The sequence below is a fragment of the Spongisporangium articulatum genome (assembly GCF_044465595.1).
Lineage (GTDB): Bacteria > Actinomycetota > Actinomycetes > Actinomycetales > Kineosporiaceae > Spongisporangium > Spongisporangium articulatum.
In genome coordinates this window covers 297,187-323,847 of sequence record NZ_JBITLV010000006.1, presented here as the reverse complement: position 1 = coordinate 323,847, position 26,661 = coordinate 297,187, and the positions used below count along the sequence as shown (strand labels likewise).

The window sequence follows — 26,661 nt, the reverse complement described above, 5'->3', positions numbered from 1 at the left end:
CCCAGGTGTGAGACAAACGCCGGTGTGACACAGCTGCTGCGCAACGCCCGCCTGCTCGACGGGCGGCTGGCCTCCCTCGTCGTGGACGGCGGGACGGTCGCCTGGATCGGCCCGGCCGACAGCGAACCGGTCGCCGTCGAGGATCTGCCGGCGGTCGACGTCGCCGGGCGCCTGCTCCTGCCCGCCTTCGTCGACGCGCACGTCCACCTGACCGAGACCGCGCTCCTGATGGAGGGTCTCGACCTGACCGGGGCGCGGTCGGTGACCGAGATCCTGGACGCCGTCGCGGCCGCCGCGCGCTCGGGGAGGGGCCGGACCGTGCTCGGACACGGCTGGGACGAGCTGCGGCTGACGGAGGAGCGCCCGCCGTCCCGCGCGGAGCTCGACCGCGCCGCCGACGGGGGAGAGGTCTACCTGGCCCGAGTCGACGTCCACTCGGCCGTCGTCTCGAGTGCGCTCGCCGAGCGCGCCGGGGCCCCCGTTCAGGACGGCTGGGACGACACCGGGCGGGTCGAGCGCGACGCGCACCACGTCGTCCGGCGACTGACCCGCTACTCGATCGGCGCCGACGAGCGGCGCCGGCTGCAGATCCTCGCCCTGCGGGCGGCGGCCGCCGCCGGGATCACCGAGGTGCACGAGATGTCGGCGCCGCACGTGGCCCCCGAGGAGGACCTGCGCGGGGCCATGTCGCTGACCGGGGGTGGGTTGCCCCGGGTCGTCGGCTATCACGGCGAGGCGGTCACGTCGGTCCTGCAAGCCCAGGACCTGGTGGCCCGCCTCGGGCCGGTGGCCGGGCTGGCCGGTGACCTGATGGCCGACGGTTCCCTCGGGTCGCGGACCGCGGCGCTGATCTCCGACTACGCCGACGCCCCCGGGCACCGCGGTCACCGCTACCTGTCCGAGGAGCAGGTCCGCGACCACGTCGTGGCCTGCACCCTGGCCGGCTTGCAGGCCGGGTTCCACGCGATCGGCGACGACGCGGTCGCGTGCGTGCTGGCCGGGTTCGAGGCCGCTGCCGCGATCACGGGGGAGCGTTCGATCCGCAACGCCGGGCACCGCGTGGAGCACGTCGAGGCGATCGACGAGCGCGGCGTACAGACCATGGCCCGCCTCGGGCTGGCCGCCAGCGTCCAGCCCGGGTTCGACGAGCGCTGGGGCGGTCCGGAGGGGATGTACGCGCAGCGGTTGGGCCCCGAGCGGGCGGCCGGGCTGAACCCGTTCGCGTCGATGGTTCGGGCCGGGGTGCGGGTGCTCTTCGGGTCGGACAGTCCGGTGACGCCGTTCGCGCCCTGGCAGACGGTGCGGGCCGCCGTGCGCCACGGCACCGAGGAGCACCGGATCGCGCTCGGCGACGCCCTGCGGGCACATGTCACGCCGGGCGTCGGGCTGGTCCCGCGGGTCGGGGCCCCGGCCGACCTCGTGGCCTGGGAGATGCCCGAGGAGTTCTCGGTGACGGGCGTGATCGGGCGGCGCCCGCAGTCCGATCTGGAGGAGTTGCTGACGTCCGACGGTGAGGGCGACATGCCGGTTCCGGGAGTCTTTACAGCGGTGCGCGCCGAGGTTACTATTCAGTAGCCAAATCGTGTGGTCCAGGTCACAGGCTCGTGACGGGGCACACGTGGACCGCCGGGGGGCGCGGGCATCGGCTCGGCGACACCCTGACGGTCGCCGATCCGATGCCCGCTTCGGTTTGGTTTCTCAGCCGCCACACCCTGACGGTCGGCTCCACAGCCCGATGCCCGCTTCGGTTTGGTTTCTCAGCCACCACACCCTGACGGTCGGCTCCACAGCCCGATGCCCCTTGGTGCGTTTGTGGGCCGTCGGCGGCGCGGACGGCTTGCCCGTTTCGCTCCGAACCTGTCGCGCCGACGCGCCGTAGGTGCATCGATAACCCGCCGTTCGGACGAGCGCGGCTGTCCCTCGGAAGGGTCCCGTCTGACCTGCGAAGACGTGAAACGCCGCAGGTCGGAGGTCACTTGAGGTGCCGCGCGCGGGGTGGCTAACGTTTCCGCTGCGGCCAGAGCCGTGGGGGTGGTGGCGACGCATTGGGGGGCCACCGGCCAGGGACTCTGACCGGGCCCGCCGGCTCAGTAGACAACACCGTGCGGCGTGCAGCCTGTGCGTCGGACGGTGGTCCGAAGGGTTGGGCGGGCCCGGTCGGGTCCCTGTCAGGTCTCGGTCGGGTCCCGGTCGGGTCTCGGCCGGGTCCGCGGCCCCATCTCGCTGTCGTACGCTTCGCCGATGGGCGCAGACGGCACACGGCTATGGCTCGGACGGCTCGCCCTCTCCGTCGCCTCCGGCGCCCTGCTCGCCGCCGCCTTCCCCTCGCTCGGGTGGTGGCCGTTGGCCCCCGTGGCCGTGGCCGGCCTGACGCTCGCGACGAAGGACGCCCGGGCCCGGACGGCGGCGCTGTGCGGCCTGCTCTTCGGGCTCGCCTTCTTCGTGCCCCACGTGAAGTGGAGCGGCGTCTACGTCGGCAAGCTGCCGTGGTTCGCCCTGGCGACCGTCGAGGCGCTCTACCTGGTTCCGATGGCCGCACTGTTCCCGCTGGCGTGGCGGTTGGGGGCCACGCTGCGCACCCGCGCCCCGCTGCTCTGCCTGTCCACCGGTGGCCTCTGGGTGCTGCAGGAGAGTCTCCGGGGGAGTGTGCCCTTCGGCGGTTTCCCGTGGGGCCGGCTGGCCGCCTCGCAGGCCTACTCGCCGTACGCGCCGCTGGCCGCGCTCGGCGGGATGCCACTGGTCACCTGGGCCGTCGCGGCGACCGGAGCGCTCCTCGCCCTGGCGGTCGTCGACGTGGCCCGGGCCCAGAACAGCTCCCTGGGGGCCCGCCTCGTGCCCGCGGCCGGCCTGGTGGTGCTCGGGGCGGCGCTCGGTGCGGCCGGCTACCTCGTCCCGTTGCCGACGTCCGGCCAGCCCACGGCCACCGACGCCGACGGCACGGTGAACGTGGCGGCGATCCAGGGGAACGTCCCCGAGGCCGGGTTGGAGTTCAACGCCGAGCGTCGCGCCGTCCTGGACAACCACGCGAAGACGACCGCGCACCTGGCCGAGGAGGTCGCCCAGGGCAAGGCGGCCCGCCCCGACATCGTGCTGTGGCCCGAGAACTCCAGTGACATCGACCCGTACCGCAACCCCGACGCGGCCGCAGTGATCCACGACGCGGTGACCGAGATCGGCGTCCCGACCCTGGTCGGTGCGGTCCTGCAGAACGACGACGGCACGCTCAGCAACGCCGGGATCGTGTGGACGTCGTCCGGCCCGGGCGCCTCGTACCTGAAGCAGCACCCGGTGCCGTTCGGCGAGTACATCCCTTACCGCTCGTTCTTCCGGCACTTCAGCGACAAGGTCGACCTGGTCCGGGCCGACTTCGTCGCCGGGAAGAAGTCCGGGGTCCTCCAGCTCGGCCCGGCCCGGATCGGTGACGTGATCTGCTTCGAGGTCGCCTACGACGGCCTGGTGCGCGACACCGTCGCCCAGGGCGCCCAACTGCTCGTCGTCCAGACCAACAACGCGACGTTCGGGTACACGGACGAGAGCGTCCAGCAGCTGGCCATGTCGAAGCTGCGGGCGATCGAGTCGGGTCGGGCCGTCGTGCACGTCTCGACCGTCGGGGTCAGCGCGATCATCGAACCGGACGGCCGGATCGTCCAGCGCTCAGGCCATTTCACCCGAAGCGTCTTGCAGGCCCAGGTCCCGCTGCGGCACTCTCAGACGCTCGCCACGCGGTTGGGGGCGCTGCCCGAGGTGCTCTTCGCCGGGGTCGCCCTACTGTTGCTGGCCGGCGCCTGGCGGACCGGGCGCACGGGGGCGTCGGCCGGGTCCGCGGTCGGGTCCGCGGCCCCCGAGCGGGACGGCGAGGGCCGGGTCGGCGCGAGGACCGCCGGTGTGTAGGTTTTCCCGGGGCACGGGAAGTGCACCGTATGACGGAGGGGTCTGGACGACGGTATGAGCGACGGGCAGCCGACAGTGGGCCGGGTGCTCGTGGTCGTCCCGACCTACAACGAGCTCGAGAGCCTGCCGATCATCATCGGCCGGGTGCGGGCCGCCGTCCCCGCGGCCGACATCCTGGTCGCCGACGACAACAGCCCCGACGGGACCGGAGCCCTGGCCGACGAGCTGGCGGCCGACGACCAGCAGGTCCACGTGCTGCACCGGCCCGGCAAGCAGGGCCTCGGGGCCGCCTACCTGGCCGGGTTCGCCTGGGGCCTGTCGCGTGGGTACGACGTCCTGGTCGAGATGGACGCCGACGGTTCCCACCCCCCGGAGCAGCTGCCCGACCTGCTGGCCGCGATCGGCGCCGGCGCCGACCTGGTGCTCGGGTCGCGGTACGTGCCGGGCGGCTCGGTCGTGAACTGGCCCAAGTCCCGTGAGTTCCTCAGCCGCGGCGCCAACACGTACGCCCGGATCGCGATGGGTATCGGCGTGCACGACGCGACCGGCGGCTACCGGGCCTTCCGGGCCAGCGCGCTGGAGAAGCTCGGCCTGCAGGAAGTCTCGTCGCAGGGTTACTGCTTCCAGGTCGACCTGGCCTTCCGCGCGATCCAGGCCGGGTTACGCGTGGACGAAGTGCCCATCACGTTCGTTGAACGGGAACACGGCTCCAGCAAGATGAGCCGGGCGATCATCATGGAGGCGCTGTGGCGGGTGACCGTGTGGGGCGCGGCACGCCGGGCCCAGCAGGTGAGTGGGCTGGTCCGCCGGAAAGGCTGACCGCCCGGCGCGGCCGGCGGGGACGACGGGTGCTCGCCGGGCTGCTGCTGGTTCCGGTGGTCGAGCTGGCCGGGATCCTCGAGGTGGGCCGCCTGATCGGCCCCGGCCTGACGCTGTTGGCCCTGGCGCTCGGCGTCGTGCTCGGCGTGGCCGTGGTCCGGCGGGCCGGGGCCAACGCCTGGTCGCGGGTGCGCCGGCGGGCCGCGGAGGGGCTGACGCCGTCCCGGGAGGCCGCCGACGCGGCGCTCATCCTGCTGGCGGGCGTGCTGCTGATCTTCCCGGGCTTCGTCAGCGACGTGCTGGCGCTGGCCGTCCTGTTCCCGCCGACCCGGTCACTGGTGCGGCGGCCGCTGGAGCGGCTGGTCGAGCGGATGGCCCTGATGACCGGGCCGATGGGCGGGCCGATGGGCGGGCCGATGGGCGGGCCGATGGGCGGGCCGATGGGCGGGCCGGGCGCGGGTCCGGCGTCGGGTCCGGTGGTCCGGGGCGAGATCGTGGACGACGACCGCTGACGACGCGTCGAGGCCGGCCCCCGGTGGGGGCCGGCCTCGAGGACGGGTAACCGCGCTCGCCTACTGCGTTCAGGCGGAGCGGCGGCCGTTCAGCCGCCCGGAACGCAGCAGCTCCAGCCGCTCGTCGAGCAGCAGCTGCAGTTCGGCGGTGGTCCGGCGCTCCATCAACATGTCCCAGTGCGTCCGGGCCGGCTTGGTGGCCTTGGGCTCCGGCCGGTCGGTGTCCTCGCGCAGGGCGGTCTCGCCGCACCGGCACTCCCACAGCGCCGGTACGTCGGCCTCGATCGACATCGGCACCACGATCACGTGCCCGTTGGGGCAGTGGTAGGTGATGTCCTGACGTTCGGCCATCTGGATCCCGGTCTCGGACTCCAGGCTCGAGGATCCCAGCCGCGTCCCCCGCATGCTCCGCTCGCTCATGACGGCATCCCTTCGCGTACGTCGGTCGACCTACGTATGTCAGTTGACTCCGCTGGGTGACAACGTCGCCTGGGGCGACCTTGTTCCGCTATTTCCAGATCAGATCTGGTCATGGGATGTCTCATGAGGCCCAGAGTGCTCGCCGAGGGTGTGTCCCACCCGACCGGCAGCTGGGAGAAGCCTGGGTGCCTCAGGCTGCGAGAGGCTCCTCCTGGGCCGCGTCGGCGATGCCCTGTTCGACGTCGACCCTGGTCAGCAGGGCGCCGCCCACCAGGAAGAACGCGACCAGGGCGATGATCGCGTCCCGGTAAGAGCCGGTCAGCTGGTAGACCAGCCCGAAGATCAGCGTGCCGAGCCAGCTGGTCCCGCGCTCGCAGCACTGGTAGAGGCTGAAGTACTCCGCCTCCCGGCCGTGGGGGAGCAACCGGCTGAACAGCGACCGGGCCAGCGCCTGCGTCCCGCCCAGCACGATCCCGATGAGGACGGCCAGGAGCAGGAACAGCCCGAACCGGTGCTCGGGCAGGAAGTAGCCGATGCCCACGACGACGCACCACAGCACCAGCCCGCCGAGGATCGTGTTCTTCGGGCCCGCGCCGCGGGCCACCCAGCCGAAGATCAGCGCGCCGAAGAAGGCCACGAACTGGACCAGCAGGATGGCCACGATGAGCTGGTTGCTCTCGAACCCGAGCTGTTCCTGGCCGAAGATGCTCGAGGCGTAGATCACCGTCTGGATGCCGTCGTTGAAGAACAGGTAGGCCAGCAGGAACAGCCAGGCCTGCGGGTAGCGGCGCAGCTCACGCAGGGTGTGCAGCAGCTGGGTCAGGGTGGCGGGGGAACGGTCCGCGGGGTCGTCGGAGACCCGGTGCACGGCCGGCCGGTCCCGCAGCCCGAAGTACGGGACCAGCGTGAACAACCCCCACCACAGGCCGGCCGACAGCAGGCTGATCCGGACCGCCGCCTCGGTGCTCAGGCCGAGCGAGTCGTGGGCGGTGACCACGCCGAGGTTGATCGCCAGCAGCAGCCCCCCGCCCAGGTAGCCCGCGGCCCAGCCCCGGCTGCTGACGGCGTCCCGCTGCTCGAGCGGTGCTATGTCGCAGAGGATCGCGTCGTAGACGACCAGTGAGGAGGCCAGACTGAACTGGGACAGGATCAGCAGGACGACGCCCAGCTGCCAGTTCGTGCCGCTGACCAGCACCATCGCCGAGGCCGACGCCGCGCCGGTCCAGGCCAGCCGGGCCAGGATGACGCGCTTGCGGTCGGAGCGGTCGGCGAACGCCCCGACGACGGGCAGGAACACCGCGGAGATGAGGGTGGCCGCGGTGATCGCGTAGAGCGCCACCGAACCCGGGCTGACCGGGATGCCGAGGACGTGCAGGTCGACCGGGCAGGCCAGGTCGGTGTCCCGTCCGGGGCACGCGGCGCGCTTGGCCACCACCGTGAGGTAGGGCAGGAAGAGCACCGTCGCGACGGTGGTGACGTAGGCCGAGTTGGCCCAGTCGTAGACGTACCAGGCCCGCCGTTCCCGGACGTCGGCCCGAGTCTCCGCTGTGCTCACGAGCACATCATGGAGGACCGCCGGCCGGGGAACTAGCCGCCGAACTCCCAGTGCCACGGTTCCTCGCGGCCGCCACCCTGGCGCGCCCACGACGGGTGGAACCAGCCGTAGAGCGGCGCGTTGACGAGCATCCACCGGTATTGCTTGGTGCCGTAGGAGTTGATCCCCCCGCACAGGTCGAGCGCGGTGCCCCAGCCGTGGTTGCTGGTCCCGGGTTTGGCGGCCAGCGTCGGCTTGGTCTTGGCCAGCCGGACCTGGGAGGCGTAGGAGCGGTAGGAGTCGGTGATGCAGGGAGCCGCGCCGAAGGCCTGCAGATAGGCCTTGCTGAGCCGGTTGAACCCGTAGGCCGCGTCGGCCCGCAGGTAGTGGTTGCCGTTCGCCCACAACGGGCAGAGCGCCGACAGCGGGATCTTCCCGTTGGCGTACAGCTCCATCTGGCCGCCCTTGCAACTGCCCGTCTTCCCGGTCACCGGTTTCCCACCGACCGAGGTCCCGACGCCGCCGCTCAGCGCGTCGCTCTGCCGGGCGCTCAGCAGTCGTTGCGCGGACTTCGTGGACGCCGAGTCGGCCGCGGCCAGCAGCGAGCGCTGCCGGTCCATGGCGGCGTCCGCCTCGTCCTTGGCCCGGCCGGCCTTGATCGCGGTCTCGGAGGCGGCCTGGGCGAGGTCGGCGGCCTGCTCCGTCAGCCGTTCCTGATGCGCCTCGGCGACCTCGACCGCCCTCAGCGCCGCGCTCCGCTCGTTGCCGAGGTAGCGCAGGACGCCCACGGTGGCACCGGCGTCGGCGTAGCGGGAGGTGAGGATGGCGGTGACGGTCGGGTCCCCACTGATGCCCAGGCCCTGCTGGTAGGTCACCCGGACCCACGCCCCGAGCCGTGCGCGCTGCTGCGTGACCACGTTGTGGGCCGCCGTGAGCTGGTCCTGGGCGTCGTCGGCCGCCTGCGTCGCCTGCTGCTGCGCCTTGACCGCGAGGCTGTAGGCCTCCAACCGGTCGGCGGCGACCAGCGCCGCGGCCTCGAGCTCGGCCTCCGCGTCGTCCTGGGCGTCGGCGGCCTCGCGGGCCTGCGCCTCGAGCGCGGCGACGGACGACTGCTCGGCCTGCACCTGGGCGGTCGTCGGCTCCCGCTCGGCGGCCCGGGCGGCCCCGGTGGGGGCCAGGAGGCCGGCCACGGCAACGGCTACGAGGGCCGCCCGGGTCAGCGAGCGGAGGGGGTGGGTCACCACCACCTAGTCGGCCGAACCGGCCCTCCTCATCACGCCCCCGACGGGTGACGCACGCCGGGGACGGCGAGATTCCCTCGGTCGGAGCAGCCTTTTCGCACAGCGGACACACAGCGGGACGACGCCCGTCCGGTATGTAGGACGTGTCGGATCGGTCGGCTCCGGTCAGGTCGCGCGCCCGGACGGCGGGTGACCCCGTGTGGATCCGGCCGTTTCCTCGTCCAGGCCCAGTCGCTCGCGCAGCGGCCACAGCGCGGCGAGGTAGAACCCGCCCAGCAGGACGAGCGTCCCCAGTTCGGCGGGCGAGCCGGTGACCAGGTGCCGGACCAGCAACCCGCCCGCGCCGAACACGAGCAGGGCCAGTCCGGCGACGGCGAGGAACGGGCCGCGGGCCACCCGCAGGCCCAGCAGGAACCGGACCTGGACCCAGCCCATCGTCGTGTCGACCGCCATGGCCGCGGCCCAGGCCACGGCGGCCCCGACGATGCCGTGGGTCGGGATCAGCACCAGGTTGAGGCCGACGTTGACGACCAGGGCGGTGGCGGTGTTCACCGCCGTCCAACGTGACCGCCCGCCCATCAGCAGGACCGCGGACACGTTGCCGAACGCGGTCAGGTACAGCGCCGCCACCGAGATGATCGACAGGGCGCTCGCCCCCCGGCCGAAGCCCGGCCCGAAGATCTCCAGCAGCGGCCGCGCGAAGACGGCCAGCGACAGATAGATCGGCCAGGACAGCATCGTCACGAGCGTGCCCGCCGTGCCGTACAGCTCGGCCACGGCCGACCGGTCGCCCCGGGCGAAGGCGTCGGCCAGCCGGGCCGAGATGGCGGTCCGGCCGGCCTGCACGGCCAGGGTGCCGGTGGTGACGAACCGGGAGAGCACCGCGTAGACGCCGACGTCGGCGCTGGGTCGCAGCAGCCCGAGCAGCAGGACGTCGGTCCAGGTGATCCCGATCTCGAACAGGGACGCCGCTCCACGGGGCGCCGCGAACGACCAGAATTCGCGTGCGGCAACGGGTTCCGCGACCCGGTCGGCGCGCCCGACCCCCGCCGACCGCTCGGCGGCGCGCAGCCGTCGTCCCAGGGCGACCAGCGCCACCAGGGCGACCGGCACCGCGGGGGCCGCCCAGCCGAGGACGGCCCAGGTCAGGGAACCGAAGCCGAGGGCGGCCACCGCGACGACCGCCAGCCGGGCGAGCGCCATCCCGACCTGCCAGGTCCAGACCAGGGGAGCGAGCGAGCCGAAACCCCTGACCGCACCGTGCAGCACGGTGAAGCCGAGCACGAAGAAGGGCAGGCTGACGGCGACGAGCCGGACCAGGGCCGGTCCCGTCGACGCGCGGTCGTCCACCCCGTCGAACAGCCGCTCCGCCACGGGCCCGGCGGCGGCGAACAGGACGGCCCCGGCCAGCGTGGCGGCCGCGGTCGGGGGCAGCAGCCCGACCCGCAGCTGGCCCGCGACCTGCGCCGTGCGGCTCGTGGCGAGCCGGGCGGCGACCCCGCGCAGCAGGCCGGTGTCGGCGCCGAACACGGTCAGGTAGAGCAGCAGCGTGCCCAGGGCCACGGCCTGGTAGAACGCCCCGGCGCCGGCCGCGCCGAGACCCCGGGCGACGATCAGGCTGAGCAGGAATCCGACCGCCGCCGTGACGACGAGACCGAGCAGGGAGAAGGCGCCGGCGCGGACGGTGGCCCGACGGCTCACCCCCGCCCCCGTGGTTCCGCTCGTCCCGCTCGTCCCGCTCGTCCCGGCCGCACCTGCGCAGCCTAGAGGCGGTGCGCTCCACCCTGTGTGGCACTCGGCCGGTGTCGACCGGGACGGCCCCACGCCACCGTGGCATCGCTTGGGGTGTTGCTTTGGTGCCATTATGGTGCCACTATGGCGCCATGCAGCTTGACGAGTACATCGAGAGCCTGCGCTCCGACCTCGTCGCGGTCGCCGAGGCCGCGGGGGAGGAGCAGCGGGCGCTGGCCGAACGTCTGGTGGCGCCATTGGAGTCGTCGCTGCGGCTCGCGCTGCTCGGCGCCCTGTCCGACGCGGCGGCCGAGATCAGCAGCGACCTGGCCCCGGGGTCGGTGGAGCTGCGCCTGCGCGGCCGGGAGCCCGGGTTCGTCGTCGTCCCGCCACCCGCGGCGGTGGGGGAGGAGGAGCCGGGGGACGACGTCCCGCCCGCTCCCGCGGAACCGGTCGCCGACGAGGCGGCCAGTGCCCGGATCAACCTGCGCCTGGGGGAGCAGTTGAAGGCGCAGATCGAGGTGGCCGCCGGCCAGGCGGGGCTGTCCGTGAACGCCTGGCTGGTGCGGGCCGCGGCGTCGGCGCTCGACGGCCGGGTGCGCGGCCACCAGCGCGGCCGCCGGCCGGGGGGTACCGAGTGGGGGAGCCAGGTCTACCGAGGGTGGGTGCGCTGAGATGCCGACGTACACGACACCGAGCCCGGTGCTGGCCTCGCTCGAGCTGGGCGTGGCCACGGTCAGCGTGACCGCGACCGACGCGGCCGAGAGCACGGTCGAGGTGCTGCCGAGCGATCCGGGGCGGGACGGCGACCGCCGGGCCGCCGAGCAGACGACGGTGGCCTTCGTCGGCGGGCGGATAACCGTCCGGGGCCCGAAGGCGCGCGGCCTCTTCGGCCGGCCCGGGTCGGTCGAGGTGATCATCCAGGTCCCGACCGGCTCCCGGCTCAGCGCCGAGTCCCAGGTCGGGCCCATCCGCACGGTCGGCCGGCTCGGCGAGTGCCGGGTCCGGTCCGGCTCGGGTGACATCCGGCTCGAGGACGTCGGCGCGCTCGACGCGCTGACCGGCAACGGGCTCGTCGAGGTCCGGTCGGTGACCGGGGACGCGACCGTGCGGTCCGGCAACGGCCGCGTCCAGCTGGGCCCGGTCACGGGCAACGTGGTCGTGAAGACGGGGGCCGGCGACAGTCAGGTCGGTGACGTCGGCGGCGACCTGCGGGCGGCCAGCGGGTACGGCGACATCGTGGCCGGGTCGGTCCGGGGGAGCGTCACCGCCAGCAGCGGCTTCGGGGCCGTGCGGGTCGGTGGGCTGTCGCACGGGCACGCCTCGCTGAAGACCGGCAAGGGCGACATCGAGTTCGGGCTGGTCGCCGGGACGGCCGCGAGTCTCGACGTGCACACCGGTTTCGGCCGGCTGCGCAACGCGCTCGACGAGGTGTCCGGGCCGGACGGCTCGGACCGGGTGGTGCAGGTGCAGGCGCGGACCGGGTTCGGCGACGTCGTCGTCCGGCGGGCGTAGGGCGGCGACCGTGGCGGCGATGCTCGGCGCGAACCGGCTGCCAATCCTTCTGGCCGTGCTCGTGGCGCGGCCCTCCCCGCAGGAGGTCGAAGGTCCGCGGCCGGACGACGACCGCGGGCCTTCCCCGTCGGCCTCCGGGTCCGTCTCCGGGTCGGTCTCCGAGAACCCCTCAACGGGCTGAGAGTTCGCCCACCCGCAGGTCGACGTCCAGGCCGTCCAGGGCCGCGGTGACCTGCTCGCGGTGCGCGGTCTCGGGCTCGACCAGGGGGAGTCGCACGGCCGGGGTCGGGATGACGCCGAGGTGGGCCAGCGCCGTCTTGGCCATCACCGCGCCTCCGGAGGTGCGCATCAGTGCGTCCGTGACGGCGATCAGCCCGGCGTTGATCTCGCGGGCCGCGGCCAGGTCACCGGCGTCGACGGCCGCGATGAGCCGGCGGTTGCGCTCGGCGGCGACGTTGCCGACCACGCTGACCAGCCCGGTCGCCCCGGCGGCCAGGTAGGGCAGGTTCAGCTCGTCGATGCCGCAGTAGTAGGCCAGCGGCGTGCTGCTCATCAGCGTGAGCGCCTCGAACAGGTCGCCCTTGGCGTCCTTCACGGCGCGGATGTTCGGGTGCCCGGCCAGCTCCGTGAGCGTGGCGGCCGTGAGGGCGAGGCCCGAACGGCCCGGGATGTCGTAGAGCATGACCGGCAGGTGCGTCGCGTCGGCGACCACCCGGCAGTGCGCGACGACGCCCGCCTGCGTGGGCTTCGAGTAGTACGGCGTGACCAGCAGCAGCGCGTCCGCGCCGGCCGCCTCGGCGGCCCGGGCCCGGTGCACGGTGTGCGCGGTGTCGTAGGTGCCGACCCCGGCGATCACGCGGACCCGCCCGGCCGCCCGGTCGACGACCGTCCTGATCAACCGGGCGGTCTCCTCGTCCGACAGGGTCGGCGCCTCGCCCGTCGTCCCGGCCACCACCAGGCCGTCCACGCCGGTGCTCAGCAGGTGGTCGACGAGCGCCAGGACGCCGGGTTCGCTGACCGATCCGTCGGCCTCCATCGGGGTCACCATGGCGACCACGTTGCGGCCGAAGAGATCTGCAGGGGTGCGCACGTCGGTCATGGGACGATCCTGCTATCCGGTGATTGCCTTGGTCCAGCGACGCTTTCTTGCTGGTAATGCGTAGCATTGCTTCATGATTGATGTGGCGGCGCTGCAGGCCCTCCGATCAGTGGCCGCGCTGGGCACCCTGGCCCGGGCGGCCGAGGAACTCGGATTCACGGCCTCGGCGGTGTCGCAGCAGATCAAACGGCTCGAGAAGCAGGTCGGGGTGCCCGTTCTGGCGCCCGCCGGTCGGGGAGTGGTGCTCACGCCGGCCGGTCAGGCCGTCGTCGACTCCGCACCCGAGGTGTTCCAGGCCCTCGAACGCTGCGCCGAGGCGGCCCAGTCGGTGGCCGACGGCGAGCCGCGGGGTGTCGTGCGGGTCGTCGCGTTCTCCACGGGCATCAGGGGACTGGTGGCCCCGGCCCTGACGGAACTGGGCCGGAATTGTCCGGAACTGGCGCTCCAGGTCACCGAGCAGGACCCGGACCAGGCGCTGTACAGCGTGGACGCCGGGACCGCGGACCTGGCGCTGGTGCACGATGCCGACGGGTTGCCGGCGCCGATGTCGGCGTCGCTGCGGCGCCGGCACGTGCACACCGACACGGGCGACGTCGTGATGCCGCAGGGTCATCCGCTGGCGCAGCTGTCCGGGCCGGACCGCCCGCTGACCGTCGAGGACCTGACCGGCCAGGCCTGGGTCACGTCACCGCCCGGCACCGTGTGCCACCAATGGTTCCGGCGACTGTTCGCGCAGGCGTCCGAGGAGCCGGACGTCCGGCACCTGGTCGACGACTTCGCCACGCAACTGTCCCTGGTGGCCGCCGGCGGCGTCATCGCGCTGATCCCGCGGCTGGCCCGCCCGCCGGTGCCGCCCGGGCTCGTCGTCCGGCCGCTGCTGCGCCCGCCGTCCCGCGAGGTGCACGCCGCCTGGCGGCGCAGCGCTGACACCAGCCCGGCGATCCAGGCGCTGGTGGCAGCACTGAGCCGATAATCGACATTATGACAAGAGGGCCTGTGGTGGGCTCCTCCGGCGGCCGCGCCTAGTGCCAGTCGCTGATCTGGACGTCGTGCGGTGCGGGGTGTCCGGTGCCGGTCTCGACCATCGACTTCAGGCTCATCAGGAACGAGCCCCACTTGGAGCTGCAGTGGTGCATGAACTCGACGGGCTCACGCCAGCCGCGATGCCCGAACAGGACGATCGTCCAGTCGCCGTCCTGGCGCAGCTGCCAGTCGATCGTCGTCCCGACCCACTCCTCCGGGCCGTCCACGAGGCGCCACTCCACCCGCTCCCCGGGCTTCGCCGCCAGAACCTCCATGTCGAAGCCGCCCACGGGCGGGAACCGGAACGCGACGGTGCCGCCCTCCCCCGCCTGCCCTGAGGTGTCCTCGGTCCACCAGCCGGCCAAGCCGTCGACGGTGGTCAGGGCGTCGTAAACCGTTGTCGGTGAGCTGTTCTCGATGCCGATCCGGTGCAGGATGTCCATCAGTTCGTCTCCTTCGTCGCCTTCTCGATCCGCTCCGCGAGTCGCTTGATCCGCTGCAGGCGGGCGTCCCACGCCGAACCGACCGCAGTCAGCTGCGCGACCGCCCGGGCCAGCTGCTCGTCATCCACCCGGTACCTCCGCTCGCGCCCCTCGGGGGTGCCGTGCACGAGGCCGACCCGGTCCAGCACGGCGAGGTGCTTGGCGACCGCCTGCCGCGTGACGGGCAGCCGCTGGGCCAGCGTCGTGGCGGTGCCGCCGCCGTCGGCGAGCATCAGGTCCACCATGCGCCGCCGGGTCGGGTCGCCGATCGCCGACCAGAGATCGTCGTCCAGGTCGACTCCGAGGCCGACGTCGAGGGCCGTGCTCATGACGCGACCTTCGCGGCGTAGACCGGTAGCCGGGCCAGGAAGTAGTCCCAGCCGCTCGTGTGGTCGGCGTGCTCGGCCGCGACCTTCGCCTCGGCCCAGCCGCGCTCCCGGAAGCCGGTCTCGGTCATCCGCAGCAACGTGCCGCCGTCCGCCGGTTCCAGTTCGAACACGACCAGGTACGAATTGTCCGGGGCCGCGACCTCTCCCGCCTCGTGCGTCCAGCGGAACGAGAAGAGCCGGTGCGGGACGGCGTCCGCCACCGTGAGCCGGACGCGCTTCCCGTCCGTCTCCGGGTCGCCGAACCGGACCCACCCGTCTCCCCCGGGCTCCGCGGGGTAGTGCGCCTCGTCGGGCCACCACTCCTGCACGTGCTCCGGTCTGCTGATCACGTCGAAGACGACCTCCGGGGACGCCTCGACGAAGATCTCGCGCTCGATGCTGCCGAACTCCACGACCCGACCTCCTGCAACGTTTGGTTGCATGTGAGGTTAGGGCATTCACCACCAGACGCGCAACTAATAGTTGCGCGAACGGTTCCGCGGAACCGTCAGCCGAGGCCGTCGAACAGGTCCTGCTCCGGCACGGGGGCGCCGGTCGTGTCGCGCACCCGGATGAACGTCTCGATGCCCATGTGCTCGGTGAACCGCTCGACCCCGAGACGCAGGAACATGATGTTGTCGCCCTGGCTGGCGTGGGCGCCCATCGCCTCGAACTTCCGGGCCGCGAAGGAGGTGGTGTCGACGTACGTGGTGACTTCCTCGTCGGGGGCGCCCATCTCGAACGGCGGCTCCTCGTCGGGGTTCTGCTCCGGCATCTCCTCGCCGGCCTCGGCCATGAGCTCCGCGATCAGGGTGAAGAACTTCTCCATCTGCGAGCGCGGCGCCGTGGTCCAGTAGACCTTCGCCGGTGGCTCGTCGAGCAGCTCGACCGCCGCCATCGTGATGCGGTGGGCCTGAATGTGGTCGGGGTGCCCGTAGAAACCGTTCGGGTCGTAGGTGACGACGACGTCGGGCCGGTGGGTGCGCATGAGCGCGGCCAGCCGGTCGGCGGCCTCGGCGACCGGCGTCCCCCAGAACGCCCCGGGCGCGGAGTTGGTCTCCCAGCCCATCATCCCGGAGTCGCCGTAGCCCAGCGTCTCCACCGTCCCGATGTCGAGAATGGCTGCGCTGCGCCCGAGTTCGGCCATGCGCATGGTGACGACCGCCTCGGGGTCGTGGCCCTCGTCGCCCGGTTTCACGCCGCCGGGGCCGTCGCCGCAGCGCCCGTCCGTACACGTCACCAGCACCGTGCGGTGCCCTTGGGCGGCGGCCTTGGCCAGCACACCCCCGGTCTGGGTGACCTCGTCGTCGGGGTGCGCGTGCACGGCCATGAGCGTCAACGTCATGCGCCCAGTCTGGTCCATCGGGGCGGGTGCTCCCCCGTTGCGGGGCCGGGCGGGTTCACGCGGCCCGCCCGGCCCTCGAACGCTCAGCCCACGAAGACCCGCTGACGGGCCTTCGCCAGGAGCCGCGACGAACCGCTCGCGGCCTTCTGCTCCGCCGCCGTCACGGCGGTCGGGTCGGGCTGCGGGACGGGCGGGCACTGGACGTCGGAGCCGCCGCCGGCCTTGCGGGCGGGCAGCTTCCCGGTCAGCAGGTAGTCCGCGATCGTGTCGTCGGTGCAGGACACGCCGGACAGCGAGCCGGCGTGGGTCGTGCCGCCGACACCCTCGATCAGGACCGACTTCGGGAACAGCGAGCGGGCCTTCAACGCGCCCGAGTACGGCGTGGCGGCGTCCTTCGTCTCGGCGATCAACAGGATCGGCGGGGCCTTCGAGCCGTTCACGGTGACCGGCGTGCCGGCCTTGGCGGGCCAGGTCAGGCAGGGTGCGTTGTACCAGGTGTTGTTCCAGGTCAGGAACGGCGCCTTCGCGAAGGTGGCCCAGCTGTCCCGGCGCCAGGTGCTGTACGACTGCGGCCACTTCACGTCGGTGCACTGGGTGGCGTTGTACATCGCGAAACCGTTGTCGGAACCCGGTTCCTGCGGCGTCTCGTACATCTCCTTGATGCCGCTCGCGTCACCCTCGTTGATCAGCGCGGCGAAGGCCGAGCCGATGTCCTCCCAGCCGTAGACGTAGTACCCGGCCGAGAGCATGACGTCGTTCAGCTCGTCGGGCCCGACGCCGTCGATCGCCTTGCGGTCCAGCTTCGCGTACTCGAGGTAGTACGCGGCCTTGATCTTCTTCCAGCTCGTGCCCAGGTGGTAGACGGAGTCGTACTTCGCCAGCCACTTCCAGTACACGTCCATGTTCGCGTCGAACGCGACGTCCTGGTCGAGGTTCGCCTGGTACCAGACCCGGGTCGGGTCCACGACGCCGTCGAGCACGAACCGGCGGGTCTGCGCCGGGTGCAACGTGGCGTAGACCTGCCCCAGGTACGAACCGTAGGAGAACCCGTAGAAGTTGATCTGGGACTGGCCCAACGCCTTGCGCAGGCTGTCCATGTCGTTGACCGAGTCAACGGTCTTGGCGTGGCCCAGGATCTCGGCGCCGTCGGCCTTCGCGCAGTCCTTCGAGTACCCGGCCGAGCGGTCGAGCCAGGTCTGCTCGAGTTTCTTGGTGTAGGGGATGTACTGCGGCCGGTCGAGCCCGAAGTAGGTCCCGTCACAGCTGAGGGACGGCTCGCTGAGGCCGACCCCGCGCGGGTCGAACCCGATCCAGTCGTAGGCCGCGCCGGCCTTCTTCGGCACCGAACCACCGAGGAACGAGTAGACGATGCCGGAACCGCCGGGGCCGCCGGGGTTCACGAGCATGACGCCCTGGTAGTCGGCATCCGGGACGGTGTGCTTCTTGCGGGACACGTAGAGCTTGATCTTCGTGCCGTCGGGCTTGGCGTAGTCGAGCGGGACCGTGAGGTAGCCGCATTCCGCGCTCGAACCCTCCAGGTCACCGACGCAGGCCCCCCAGGCGATGGGCGGGGGTTCGTAGGAGGTCGAGCCGCCGCTGGCCGAGGCCGGCGACGACGGGGCGGCGACCAGCAGGCCGACCGCGAGAGCTCCGACCGCGGCCGGAGCCGCCATCCGTAGGCGCATGAAAACGTGTCCTCTCCGCCGGCACGCGCCCCCCTGACGTGACGCGCGCGTGGAGGCACCCTCCGCCTGATACGCACCCTTCGCAACCTGTGACCGGATATTCACAGCTTCGGGGCTCGCTACCCTCGACGACGTGCGCCGGCCCGCCCTCCGCCTGGCCGTCCTCACGACGGCCCTGCTCGCCGTCGCGCTGCTGGTCATCCTGTTCGCGCCCGTCAGCCGGGCGGGCCTGGCCGACGCGATCGAGCCGCTGGGCTGGTTCGCCCCGGCCGCCTTCGTGGTCGTGGCCGCGCTCCTGGCCATGGCGTTCGTGCCCGGGCCGATCCTGTCGGCGGCCAGCGGGGTGTTGTTCGGCACGGGCCTCGGGTTCGTCGTCTCGGTGCTCAGCTCGGCCCTGACCTCGGTGCTGTGCCTGCTGGTGGCCCGCCGCGCCGGTGGGGCGGCGGTCGACGAGCTGTCCGGTGAGAAGGTCGCCGCGCTGGCCGATCTCGCGCGGCGACAGGGGCTGCTCGTCGTGGTGCTGCAACGTCTGGTGCCGGGTGTGCCGGACGCGCCCTTCTCCTACCTCTACGGGTTGCTGCGCCTGAAGGTCTGGCAGGTCGGGGTCGGCACGCTGCTCGGCTCGGCGCCCCGCGCCTTCTCGTACACCGCACTCGGCGACGCCTCGGTCACCGGGGACGCCGGGCTGGCCGTGATCGCCGGGGTGGTCGGGACGGCGGTCAGCGTGGTGGGCGCGGTCGCCCTGACGATCGTCGTGCGCCGGTACCGGCGCACCCACGAGCCTCAGGTGGACGACGACCGCGCGGGTGGGACGGTCAGCTCGCCGTAGCGGTGCTCGACGCCGTTCGCGATCCGGAACACGTCGTCGGCGACCACGAACCCGTGCCGCTCGTAGAACGGGACGGCGGCCAGCCGCAGGTTCCCCCAGACCAGTCCCCCGCCGTGGGCCGCGACGTGGGTCAGCGCCTCGGCCAGCAGGAGCCCGCCCAGCCCGCGGCCCTGAAACGCCGGCCGGGTGGCCATCCCCCGGACCCGCCAGACGGGCCGAAAGGCATTGCGGGGCGAGGCTTCCCGGGTCAGCGTGGCCACGGCCGCCAGGTCGCCGTCCAGGCGCACGCCGGTGTGCCGGGTCGAGGGGTCGGTGTCGCTCGCGTTCACCCCGCCCGGCGAGGCACCCAGCGCGGAGAAGGCGGCCAACCGGACGGCCGCCACCACGGCGGCCGGGACGACTTCGACGGGCCCGGTCACGCGGTCACCGTACCCTGCCTGCTTATATGTCCTTGACGGAATATTCCAGAAGGGGCATATTCATGGCCGTGACGGAGACCTGGACGGCGCTGGCCGACCCCTCCCGCCGGGCGCTGCTCGACCTCCTGCGCGCCGGCCCGATGCCCGTGGGCGACCTGGCCCGAGCGACCCGGCTCCCCCAGCCGTCGGCGTCCAAGCACCTGCGCGTCCTGCGCGATGCGGGGCTGGTCCAGGTCGAACGGGACGCTCAACGTCGCCTGTACGCGCTGGTCCCGGCCGGTTTCGCCGAACTGGACGCCTGGCTGGCCCCCTACCGGCGGCTCTGGAACGAGCGCCTCGACACGCTGGCCGCCCACCTCGACGAACGCGATCCACACGAAGGAGAGCCCTGATGGACAGGACGACGCACGACCGCGGCACCTACGTCGAGCACGAGGGACGGCCCGCCGTCCGGTTCGCACGTACCTACCTGCACCCGGTGGAGACCGTCTGGGCCGGCGTGACGCGGCGGCCCGCAACGCCACCGGGTGGACCGTCTGCCTCGGGGTGCTCGATCGCCACCTCGAGGGCGAGGACGTGCAGGGGCCGCACGCGAACGACGTCCCACCGTTCCAGCCGCTGTACGACGGCTACGTCGCGGCCGGCCTGCCGCACGGCGCTCCGGTACCGGGCCTCGGCTGAAACCCGTTCACAGCCAGGGATCTTCGCGGACCCATACTCGTGGCAGGCTCAGCCGCACGCCGTCCCGCCCGGCCAGCTCGCGCAGCACCCGCACGGTGACGTCGAGGTCGTCGCCCGCGTACGGCAGGGCCCGCAGCGAGGCTTCGAGCGGCCGGAAGAAGTCGTCCCAGTGGATCAGCACCGCCCGGCGGGCGCCGACTGCGACCACCGTCTCGTCCCAGTACCGCCGGATCTCGTCCTCCGGTCGCACTCCGAGCTGGCCCACGCCGAGGTAGACCACGTCGGCGCGCTCCCCCGCGAGCGCGCCGGGTACGAAGCCGGCGCTGCCCTGCACGAGCAGGCGGCGTCCCGTCGTCCTGTGGGCGACGACCAGTGACCAGGCCTCCCCGCACCGGTACGCGCTCGCCCGGGCCGGCGGCCGCAGCGGAGCCCCCACCGTGCCCGGGTACCGGTCGGGCGGGCAGTGCCGGGAGGCCACGAACCGGACGTCGAACCCGCCCAGCCCCACCGTGTCGCCGTCCGCGACGCCGAGCAGCTGTTCCTCGGCCAGTCCGGCCCCGCGCCCGATGTTGAGCGTCGACGTGCCCCCGACGAGCACCGCCCCCGTCCGGCGCGCCACCTCGGGAGCGTCGAGCGCGTGGTCGAAGTGACTGTGCACCGGGACGACGGCCGCCGGCGACCCGACCTCGGCCCGCTGGAATGCGGCCCCGATCCGCGTCCCGTCCGGGGCCAAGGGTCGCGTGGCCACGCTCAGCAGGCCCGGGCGGCTGAAGAACCCGTCCGTCAGCAGGCTCGAGTCGGCGGCCTCGACCAGCAGGGTCGCGACCCCGAGGAACGTGACCCGCACCGCCGCGCCGGGGGCGGCCACGGGGACGTCGAACAGGTCGGCGTAGTCGTCGATCCGCGGTCGTCCCAGGCGCAGGCGCACGGCCCCATGATGGCCCGCGATGGCCCGTGATCGCCGCCGGGCGGGCCGCACGATGGCCGGTTCCGGCGACGCGAACCCCGGGGTCAGGGGCGTTCCATCGACGTCATGGAGACGACACCCGTTGGCGTGGAGCAATACCCGTCCATCGACGCGCGGATCTTCGCCGCGCTCTACGACCCGTTCCTGGCCCTCGGCGAACGCCGGTCCGCGGCCGCCGTCCGGGCCCGGCTGCTCGGGTCCCTCAGCGGCGACGTCCTGGAGATCGGTGCGGGGACCGGGCTGAACGTCCCCCACTACCCGCAGGACCTCGAACAGCTGGTGCTCACCGAGCCCGACCCGGCGATGCTGCGCAGGCTGCGGCGACGGGCCGGGGACCGGACGACGGTCGTGGGGGCGCCCGCCGAGTCGCTGCCGTTCGCCGACGACGGTTTCGACGCCGTGGTCTCGACCCTGGTGCTGTGCACGGCGCCCGAGCCGGGGGCGGCCCTGGCCGAGGTGGCGCGCGTGCTACGTCCCGGTGGCCGGCTCGTGCTGATGGAACACGTGCTGGCGCAGGCCCCCCGACTGGCCCGGCGCCAGCGCCGGTACGCCCGCCCGTGGAAGGCGTTGGCGGGCGGCTGCCGCTGCGACCAGAACACGGCACTCCTGCTGTCGGAGGCCGGGTTCGACGTCTCGGGGCTCCGGCGCGAGGCGTGGCGAGGGATGCCGTCGATCGTCCGGCCCCTGGTGACCGGGTCGCTCGCGCTCAGATGAGGCCCAACCGCCCCGCGTGCGCCACGGCCGCCGCGCGGGACGGTTGGCCGAGCTTGGTCCGGATGTTGGCCAGGTGCCGGTGCACCGTGTGCGGGCTCAGGTGCAGCCGGACGGCGATCTCGGCGTCCGCGAGCCCCTCGGCCACCAGCATGAGTACCTCCCGCTCGCGGCCGGTGAGTACCGGATCGGCCGGGGCGCCGGGCCGGTCCGAGTGCTCGTGCAGGAACGGCAGGACGACGGCGAGCACGGCGGCGCTGTCGCCGAGCCACGGGAGGTGGATGTCGCCGTCCAGTGGCACGAACCGGGCTCCGGCCACCCCCGCCGCGAGTTCCCGGCCGGCGGCGAACGGGGTGGCGCGGTCGTCGCGGCGGTGGGTGACGAGCGTGGGCGCCGCGACGTGGGGCAGCAGGGCTCGGATGTCGGTCGCGTAGACGTCGTGCAGCGAGTCGGCGGCGACCGCGGCCGACCCGGAGGCCCGCTGGGCGCGCGCGAACCGGTCGCGGACGTCGTCGTCCGCCCCGGGGATCCAGATGTCGGCCAGCAACCGGGAGCCGGCGCCCCAGTGGGCCCGGACCAGGTCGACGACGGCCGCCCGCAGCGGTTCGGGCGCGACCTCGGTGCCGGCGACGAGCGTTCCGCTGGTGACCAGGGCCGAGACGCGCTCCGGCCGGCGGGCCGCGAAGGTGACGGCCACGCAGCCGCCCCACGAGATGCCGAACAGGGGGACCCGCTCGAGACCCAGCGCGTCGAGCACCTGCTCCAGCCGAGCGGCCTCCAGCCCGGCGTCCGCGTGAGCGCCGCGCGACCGGTCGGGCCCGGGGTCGGACAGGCCGACGCCGAGGCGGTCGTAGCGGACGACCCGGTGGTGGCCGGCGAGCCGGGTGAGGAAGGCCCGGTACTCGGGGAAGTCCCACTCGTGCCCGACGTGGCTCATCCACGGCGGCGGCAGGACCAGGGGCGGCCCCTCCCCCACGCTCGCCACGGCGACCCGCCCGCCGTCGACCCGGACGAACCGGATCTCCTGGGTGGCCGCGACCATGTCCCGGACTCTAGTCGCGCCCACGGGTCGGTGGCCTCCAGCAACTCAGGGTCACCGGAATCGGCCGACACTTCGACGTACCCGCTGGTAGTTCCGGAGTTCGGGCCGATCCGGGTAATCTGGCGCCTGATTCGCTCGTCATTGGTGACGCTGTGTCACCTGTGGCAGGCCGCGGACGACCGTGAGAGGCGGGTGACATGGGTAGGCACACGGACGGACCGTCCACCGGGCGCGTCAAGGTCCTGACCCCCTCCACCGGCGTCCAGCGCGTGGCCCGGCTCGACCCGCGCACCGATCCCCGCACCCCGGCCCGGCCCCTGCGGGCCCCGGTGACCGGCCGCCGCGGCATGGGGCTGCCCGCCAAACTCGCGCTCGTCGTCGTCCTGCTGGTGACGGTGCTGGGCGCAGGCGTCCTGCTCGGCCCGGCCGAGGCGCTCGGCAAGCTGCCGTGGGCCGGTGCGGCCCCGTGCACCGCCGAGACGGTGGACGTCGTGGTCGCCCCCGAACTCGTCTCGACCGTCACCCAGATCCTCAAGCCCGTCGACGGTGACATCGTCGACGACCAGCGGCACTGCGTCGCCGTCCAGGTCCGCGGGCAGGAGCCGCAGGACACCCTGGCCAGTGCCGACCTGCTGCCGGCCGACCGGGCGCCGAACCTGTGGGTGCCCGACTCGGTGGTCTGGGGCCAGAAGGCGACCCGGTGGGCGCCGCAGACGGTGGGCCTGCTGGCCACGACGCCGGTCGTGGTGACCACCAGCAAGTTCGCCGCCCAGAACCTGGGCTGGACGCAGAAGGACGGGGACCCGACCTGGAAGGCCGTGCTCCGCGGCAAGCAGTCGGTGGCCGTGCCCGACTTCCGCACCCAGACGGAGGGTCTCGAGGCGCTGATCGCTCTCTGGCAGTCGCTGGGCGGCGGGAAGAAGGCCGACGAGGCGGTCGTGGCCGCCGTCTTCGCCGGGGACCGCGAGGAGATTCCCTCGGTCGGGGACGCGTTGGCCAACGCCCGGTCCGGGTCGTCCACCGCTCCCCTGGTGCCGGTCACCGAACAGGCCGTGGCCTACAACAACGCCGTCAACCAGCGGTCGAACCTGGTGGCGATCTACCCCAAGGAGGGGTCGCCGCTGATGGAGTACCCGATCCTGCGGGTCGGCGGGCAGCAGCTGTCCGCCGGGCGGCAGGCGGCGGTCGCGCGGGTCCAGGAGGGCCTGATGTCGGCCCGGTCCAAGGAACTGGTGCGCCAGGCCGGTTTCCGGGGCCCCGACGGGCGCAGCGCGGTCGGAGACGGCATCGACCCGCTGCAGACGCGCAAGCTCGAACCGCCGAGCGCGTCGGCCGTGAACGGCATGGTCAGCCGCATCGAGGCGTTGGCCCGCCCCTCCCGGATCCTCGCGGTGATCGACGTGTCCGGGTCGATGCGGGCCCCGCTCGACGACGGACTGACCCGCATCTCGCTGGCCGCCGCGGCCGCCCGGCTCGGCGCGAACCTGTTGCCCGACAGCGCCTACGTCGGCGCCTGGACGTTCGCGGGCAAGGTCGACGGCAACCGCGACTGGACGGAGCGGGCCGCCCTGAAGAAGCTCGGCAGCAGCACGAAGAGCGGCCAGTCCTGGCGCAGCCACCTGCTGGAGCTGACCCAGAACTTCGAGAGCTACCTGAGCGGCGGCGGCACCGGCCTGTACGACACGACGCTGGCGTCGTTCGACTACATGCACGACCACTACGACCCCAAGGCCGTCAACGCGATCATCCTGCTGAGCGACGGCGCCAACGCCGACTCCGGCTCGGCGTCGCTGGGCAAGGTCGTCTCGGAGATCAAGAAGCGGAACAAGGGCACCGAGAAGGTCGCCATCTACACCGCGGGGCTGGGCCCCGACGCCGACTACGGCGCGCTGAAGGCCATCGCCGAGGCCTCGGGCGGCAACTGGTACCGCATCGACACGGCGGCCGAGGGGCAGGAGGCCCTGCTCGACGGGCTGCGCCGAAGCCGGGAACTCGCGAAGATCGGCAGCTGAGCAGCGGTTTCCGCAGGCCCGCTTCGACCGCGGTGGGTCAGCGGGGGCCGAGCTGCCGGCGCCGGGCCGCCAGGTCGGCGCGCTGCCGGGCGAAGACCAGCCGCACCAGGCGCTCACGGTCGCGCGGCGAGATGTCCACGAAGCGGCCGCGCACCTCACCGTCGGCCGACTCCACGATGTCGACCACGGTCGGGGCCAGCTCACCGTCCGGCAGCTCCAGCTCCAGGTAGACGCTCGACCCGGGGGTGGGCAGCGGGCCGGTGACGAACGCCGCGATCCCGCCGCCCGACACCGAGCACGTGCGGCCCCGGACCTCGGTGGCCACCGACAGCGACCCGTCGGAGCTCGCGACCGAGGTGTACGAACCGCGCAACAGGGTGCCCCGCAGGTCGAGGGCCACCTCGGCCCGGACGTTCTCGCGGCGCTGGTCGTGCAGGGCGGCCGTCGCCAGGCCCGGGTCCCGCAGCACCAGCATCCCGTCGGCGGCCCGGTCGAGCGTGGCGCGGACCCGGACCGTGCCCGTGCTGGTGGCGACGTCCGCCTCGCAGGGGCCCTCGCCGACGTCGGCGGCCAGGAGGGCCTGCCAGTCGACCATCACGGGGATGCTCCAGCCACCGCTCAGCTCCGCCGCGCGCAGCGCGCGCAGGGTCACCGGGCGGCGGCTCCCGTGCAGTTGCACCTTGCCACCGACGACCACCGTGGTCATGCGCACCTCCGCGTGACGCGACCCCAGAACCTGCCGGAGCCGACCAGCACTCGCTCCGCTCGCTGGGTAACAGTGTCGCGGCTGTCACGCTGCGTCGTCACTATGCGCCGCCCGAACCACCCGATCGCGCTAGGGGGCGGGGGCGTCGTCCGGGGTGATCGTGACCAGGTGTGGGTGCTTGGGGGTCACGGCGTCCCCACTGGAGACGCCGCGTAACCGCCGCCCCACCCAGGGGAGGAGGTGCCGCCGGACCCAGCGGACGTCGTCCCGCACCGACCGCAGCCGGCTCACCGGGGCGGCCGTCGGCAGCGCCTGCGACCACCAGCCGAGGGGTCCGCCCAGCAGGGCGGGGTCGTCGGCGCCGAGCGCCTCGAGGACGGCGGTCGCCACCCGGGCGTGCCCGTCGGCGTTGAGATGCAGCCGGTCCTCGTGCCAGAGCCGCCGGTCGCGCAGGGAGGCGTGGCGCCCGACGTCCACGACGACCGCTCCGGTGGCTGCGGCCACGGACCGCGCGGCGGCGTTGAAGGTGCCGAACCGCTCGGCCAGGGCGGCCGCCGTCCGGCCGCTGCCCCCCGAGCCCTCGATCACGGTGAAGAGGACGACCCGGGCCCCGGCGCCGGCCAGGTCCTCGACGACCCGCCGGTAGCGCGAGACCACCGAGCCGACGTCGACCCGGGGCCGGAGCAGGTCGTTGGCGCCGGCGTGGAAGGAGACCAGGGCCGGTCGCAGGCTCAGGGCAGCGGGCACCTGGTCGGTGACCACCTGGTCGAGCAGGCGGCCCCGCACGGCGAGGTTCGCGTACTCGATGCGGCCCTGCCGGGTGGCCAGGGCCAGGGCGACGCGGTCGGCCCAGCCGCGGTGGCGGCCGTCCGGCCCCCAAACGTCTTCGAGGCCCTCGGTGAACGAGTCACCGAGGGCCACGAAGGACGGGAACTGCTCGATCAGCGCGAGTAGTACTCGACGACCAGCTGCTCGTTGCAGACGATCGGGATCTCCTCGCGGACCGGGAGGCGCACCAGGCGGGCGTGCAGCTGCCCGATCAGGACCTCCAGGTACGGCGGGGTCACGGCCAGCTCGTGCGCGCCGGCCGCGGCGACCTGGAACGGGGTCTTGTTGCGGCTGCGCTCGGAGACGGCGATGACGTCCTCCGGCTTGACCCGGTACGACGGCTTGTCGACCAGGATGCCGTTGACCGTGATGTGACGGTGCACGACGGCCTGACGGGCCTGGTAGATCGTGCGGGCGAAGCCGGCGCGCAGCACCAGGGCGTCGAGGCGGGTCTCGAGGTTGACGACCAGGGCCTCACCGGTCTTGGTGTTGCTCTTGTGCGCCTGGGCGAAGGCCCGGCTGAGCTGGGTCTCGCTGATGTTGTACTGGTGACGCAGGCGCTGCTTCTCGAGCAGTCGGACCTTGTAGTCCGAGGTGGACTTGCGGGCGCGGCCGTGGTCGCCCGGCGGGTAGGGGCGCTGCTCGAAGTACTTCACGCACTTCGGGGTCAGCGGGATGCCCAGCGCGCGGCTGAGCTTGGCCTTGGGGCGAGGGTTGTTCGCCAAGGATCTTCCTCCGGTCATGAACTGTTGGGCGTCCTCCCCGGCGTGGACGCCGAACAACGCGGCACCCGTGTGTCTC

Annotated in this window: 28 protein-coding genes; 12 read left to right on the top strand and 16 right to left on the bottom strand. The window is 73.1% G+C overall.

Annotation, left to right across the window (positions count from 1 at the left end):
• The first annotated feature begins 24 nt into the window (after positions 1–24).
• From ACIB24_RS18700 to ACIB24_RS18685, 4 genes are all read left to right on the top strand, one after another.
• Positions 25–1,575, top strand: coding sequence for an amidohydrolase (locus tag ACIB24_RS18700; RefSeq protein ID WP_398283450.1), 1,551 nt, complete (start codon positions 25–27; stop codon positions 1,573–1,575).
• A 666-nt stretch (positions 1,576–2,241) separates the two neighbouring features.
• Complete coding sequence (lnt, locus tag ACIB24_RS18695) at positions 2,242–3,891, top strand: apolipoprotein N-acyltransferase (protein WP_398283448.1); 1,650 nt, start codon at positions 2,242–2,244, stop codon at positions 3,889–3,891.
• A gap of 42 nt (positions 3,892–3,933) precedes the next feature.
• Positions 3,934–4,710, top strand: coding sequence for a polyprenol monophosphomannose synthase (locus ACIB24_RS18690; protein ID WP_398283624.1), 777 nt, complete (start codon positions 3,934–3,936; stop codon positions 4,708–4,710).
• 29 nt (positions 4,711–4,739) lie between these two features.
• Positions 4,740–5,222: an FxsA family protein gene (locus tag ACIB24_RS18685; RefSeq protein WP_398283446.1), complete on the top strand. Its 483-nt coding sequence runs from the start codon at positions 4,740–4,742 to the stop codon at positions 5,220–5,222.
• Positions 5,223–5,291: 69 nt separating this feature from the next.
• Here ACIB24_RS18685 and ACIB24_RS18680 read toward each other — a convergent pair whose 3' ends face one another.
• The 4 genes from ACIB24_RS18680 to ACIB24_RS18665 form a co-directional block, all read right to left on the bottom strand.
• The gene (locus ACIB24_RS18680) at positions 5,292–5,642 is read right to left on the bottom strand and encodes an RNA polymerase-binding protein RbpA (protein ID WP_398283444.1); all 351 of its coding nucleotides are present in this window, start codon (positions 5,640–5,642) and stop codon (positions 5,292–5,294) included.
• 190 nt (positions 5,643–5,832) lie between these two features.
• The gene (locus tag ACIB24_RS18675) at positions 5,833–7,197 is read right to left on the bottom strand and encodes an MFS transporter (protein WP_398283442.1); all 1,365 of its coding nucleotides are present in this window, start codon (positions 7,195–7,197) and stop codon (positions 5,833–5,835) included.
• Between the two features lie 32 nt (positions 7,198–7,229).
• Entirely contained in the window at positions 7,230–8,417 is a 1,188-nt protein-coding gene (locus tag ACIB24_RS18670) for a D-alanyl-D-alanine carboxypeptidase family protein (protein ID WP_398283441.1), read from the bottom strand.
• 165 nt (positions 8,418–8,582) lie between these two features.
• A complete protein-coding gene (locus ACIB24_RS18665) occupies positions 8,583–10,118 on the bottom strand; it encodes an oligosaccharide flippase family protein (protein WP_398283439.1) in 1,536 nt (511 codons plus the stop codon).
• Positions 10,119–10,300: 182 nt separating this feature from the next.
• On the opposite strand from ACIB24_RS18665, the gene ACIB24_RS18660 reads away from it, so the two are divergent.
• Together ACIB24_RS18660 and ACIB24_RS18655 are read left to right on the top strand one after the other, a co-directional pair.
• Entirely contained in the window at positions 10,301–10,822 is a 522-nt protein-coding gene (locus tag ACIB24_RS18660) for a toxin-antitoxin system HicB family antitoxin (RefSeq protein WP_398283437.1), read from the top strand.
• Position 10,823: 1 nt separating this feature from the next.
• Complete coding sequence (locus ACIB24_RS18655) at positions 10,824–11,663, top strand: DUF4097 family beta strand repeat-containing protein (RefSeq protein WP_398283435.1); 840 nt, start codon at positions 10,824–10,826, stop codon at positions 11,661–11,663.
• A 169-nt stretch (positions 11,664–11,832) separates the two neighbouring features.
• On the opposite strand, the gene dapA is transcribed toward ACIB24_RS18655, so the two are convergent.
• Complete coding sequence (dapA, locus tag ACIB24_RS18650; protein ID WP_398283433.1) at positions 11,833–12,762, bottom strand: 4-hydroxy-tetrahydrodipicolinate synthase; 930 nt, start codon at positions 12,760–12,762, stop codon at positions 11,833–11,835.
• A gap of 73 nt (positions 12,763–12,835) precedes the next feature.
• Between dapA and ACIB24_RS18645 the strand changes: the two genes are divergently transcribed.
• Positions 12,836–13,735 carry a LysR family transcriptional regulator gene (locus tag ACIB24_RS18645; protein WP_398283431.1) on the top strand — a complete coding sequence of 300 codons (900 nt, stop codon included), beginning with the start codon at positions 12,836–12,838 and terminating at the stop codon, positions 13,733–13,735.
• A gap of 49 nt (positions 13,736–13,784) precedes the next feature.
• Here ACIB24_RS18645 and ACIB24_RS18640 read toward each other — a convergent pair whose 3' ends face one another.
• The 5 genes from ACIB24_RS18640 to ACIB24_RS18620 all read right to left on the bottom strand — a co-directional run bounded on the left by ACIB24_RS18640 (position 13,785) and on the right by ACIB24_RS18620 (position 17,665).
• Positions 13,785–14,231 carry an SRPBCC domain-containing protein gene (locus ACIB24_RS18640; protein ID WP_398283622.1) on the bottom strand — a complete coding sequence of 149 codons (447 nt, stop codon included), beginning with the start codon at positions 14,229–14,231 and terminating at the stop codon, positions 13,785–13,787.
• Positions 14,228–14,596 (bottom strand): ArsR/SmtB family transcription factor, encoded by a 369-nt coding sequence (locus ACIB24_RS18635; protein ID WP_398283429.1) that lies wholly within the window; start codon positions 14,594–14,596, stop codon positions 14,228–14,230. The genes ACIB24_RS18640 and ACIB24_RS18635 overlap by 4 nt, the downstream gene beginning before the upstream one ends.
• Positions 14,593–15,048, bottom strand: a complete 456-nt coding sequence (locus ACIB24_RS18630) for an SRPBCC domain-containing protein (RefSeq protein WP_398283427.1) — start codon at positions 15,046–15,048, stop codon at positions 14,593–14,595. The genes ACIB24_RS18635 and ACIB24_RS18630 overlap by 4 nt, the downstream gene beginning before the upstream one ends.
• 95 nt (positions 15,049–15,143) lie before the next feature.
• Positions 15,144–15,980 (bottom strand): PIG-L family deacetylase, encoded by an 837-nt coding sequence (locus ACIB24_RS18625; RefSeq protein ID WP_398283425.1) that lies wholly within the window; start codon positions 15,978–15,980, stop codon positions 15,144–15,146.
• Positions 15,981–16,063: 83 nt separating this feature from the next.
• Positions 16,064–17,665 carry an alpha/beta hydrolase gene (locus ACIB24_RS18620; protein WP_398283423.1) on the bottom strand — a complete coding sequence of 534 codons (1,602 nt, stop codon included), beginning with the start codon at positions 17,663–17,665 and terminating at the stop codon, positions 16,064–16,066.
• A gap of 133 nt (positions 17,666–17,798) precedes the next feature.
• Between ACIB24_RS18620 and ACIB24_RS18615 the strand changes: the two genes are divergently transcribed.
• A complete protein-coding gene (locus ACIB24_RS18615; RefSeq protein WP_398283421.1) occupies positions 17,799–18,494 on the top strand; it encodes a TVP38/TMEM64 family protein in 696 nt (231 codons plus the stop codon).
• Here the strand turns inward: ACIB24_RS18615 and ACIB24_RS18610 are convergent.
• Positions 18,449–18,913: a GNAT family N-acetyltransferase gene (locus ACIB24_RS18610; protein WP_398283419.1), complete on the bottom strand. Its 465-nt coding sequence runs from the start codon at positions 18,911–18,913 to the stop codon at positions 18,449–18,451. The two genes, ACIB24_RS18615 and ACIB24_RS18610, sit on opposite strands and share 46 nt — an antisense overlap.
• 62 nt (positions 18,914–18,975) lie before the next feature.
• On the opposite strand from ACIB24_RS18610, the gene ACIB24_RS18605 reads away from it, so the two are divergent.
• Positions 18,976–19,305, top strand: a complete 330-nt coding sequence (locus ACIB24_RS18605; RefSeq protein WP_398283417.1) for an ArsR/SmtB family transcription factor — start codon at positions 18,976–18,978, stop codon at positions 19,303–19,305.
• A 154-nt stretch (positions 19,306–19,459) separates the two neighbouring features.
• A complete protein-coding gene (locus ACIB24_RS18600; RefSeq protein WP_398283415.1) occupies positions 19,460–19,594 on the top strand; it encodes a hypothetical protein in 135 nt (44 codons plus the stop codon).
• 7 nt (positions 19,595–19,601) lie between these two features.
• Here ACIB24_RS18600 and ACIB24_RS18595 read toward each other — a convergent pair whose 3' ends face one another.
• Positions 19,602–20,522 carry an MBL fold metallo-hydrolase gene (locus tag ACIB24_RS18595; RefSeq protein WP_398283413.1) on the bottom strand — a complete coding sequence of 307 codons (921 nt, stop codon included), beginning with the start codon at positions 20,520–20,522 and terminating at the stop codon, positions 19,602–19,604.
• Positions 20,523–20,648: 126 nt separating this feature from the next.
• On the opposite strand from ACIB24_RS18595, the gene ACIB24_RS18590 reads away from it, so the two are divergent.
• A complete protein-coding gene (locus ACIB24_RS18590; protein WP_398283411.1) occupies positions 20,649–21,275 on the top strand; it encodes a class I SAM-dependent methyltransferase in 627 nt (208 codons plus the stop codon).
• On the opposite strand, the gene ACIB24_RS18585 is transcribed toward ACIB24_RS18590, so the two are convergent.
• Positions 21,268–22,314, bottom strand: coding sequence for an alpha/beta fold hydrolase (locus ACIB24_RS18585; RefSeq protein ID WP_398283409.1), 1,047 nt, complete (start codon positions 22,312–22,314; stop codon positions 21,268–21,270). The two genes, ACIB24_RS18590 and ACIB24_RS18585, sit on opposite strands and share 8 nt — an antisense overlap.
• Before the next feature lie 197 nt (positions 22,315–22,511).
• Here ACIB24_RS18585 and ACIB24_RS18580 point away from each other — a divergent pair, with 197 nt between their 5' ends.
• Complete coding sequence (locus ACIB24_RS18580; protein ID WP_398283407.1) at positions 22,512–24,326, top strand: VWA domain-containing protein; 1,815 nt, start codon at positions 22,512–22,514, stop codon at positions 24,324–24,326.
• 37 nt (positions 24,327–24,363) lie between these two features.
• Here ACIB24_RS18580 and ACIB24_RS18575 read toward each other — a convergent pair whose 3' ends face one another.
• The 3 genes from ACIB24_RS18575 to rpsD all read right to left on the bottom strand — a co-directional run bounded on the left by ACIB24_RS18575 (position 24,364) and on the right by rpsD (position 26,585).
• Entirely contained in the window at positions 24,364–25,032 is a 669-nt protein-coding gene (locus ACIB24_RS18575) for a PilZ domain-containing protein (RefSeq protein ID WP_398283405.1), read from the bottom strand.
• Positions 25,033–25,161: 129 nt separating this feature from the next.
• Entirely contained in the window at positions 25,162–25,953 is a 792-nt protein-coding gene (locus tag ACIB24_RS18570) for an SGNH/GDSL hydrolase family protein (protein ID WP_398283403.1), read from the bottom strand.
• 20 nt (positions 25,954–25,973) lie between these two features.
• Positions 25,974–26,585, bottom strand: a complete 612-nt coding sequence (gene rpsD / locus ACIB24_RS18565) for a 30S ribosomal protein S4 (RefSeq protein ID WP_398283401.1) — start codon at positions 26,583–26,585, stop codon at positions 25,974–25,976.
• Positions 26,586–26,661 lie beyond the last annotated feature (76 nt).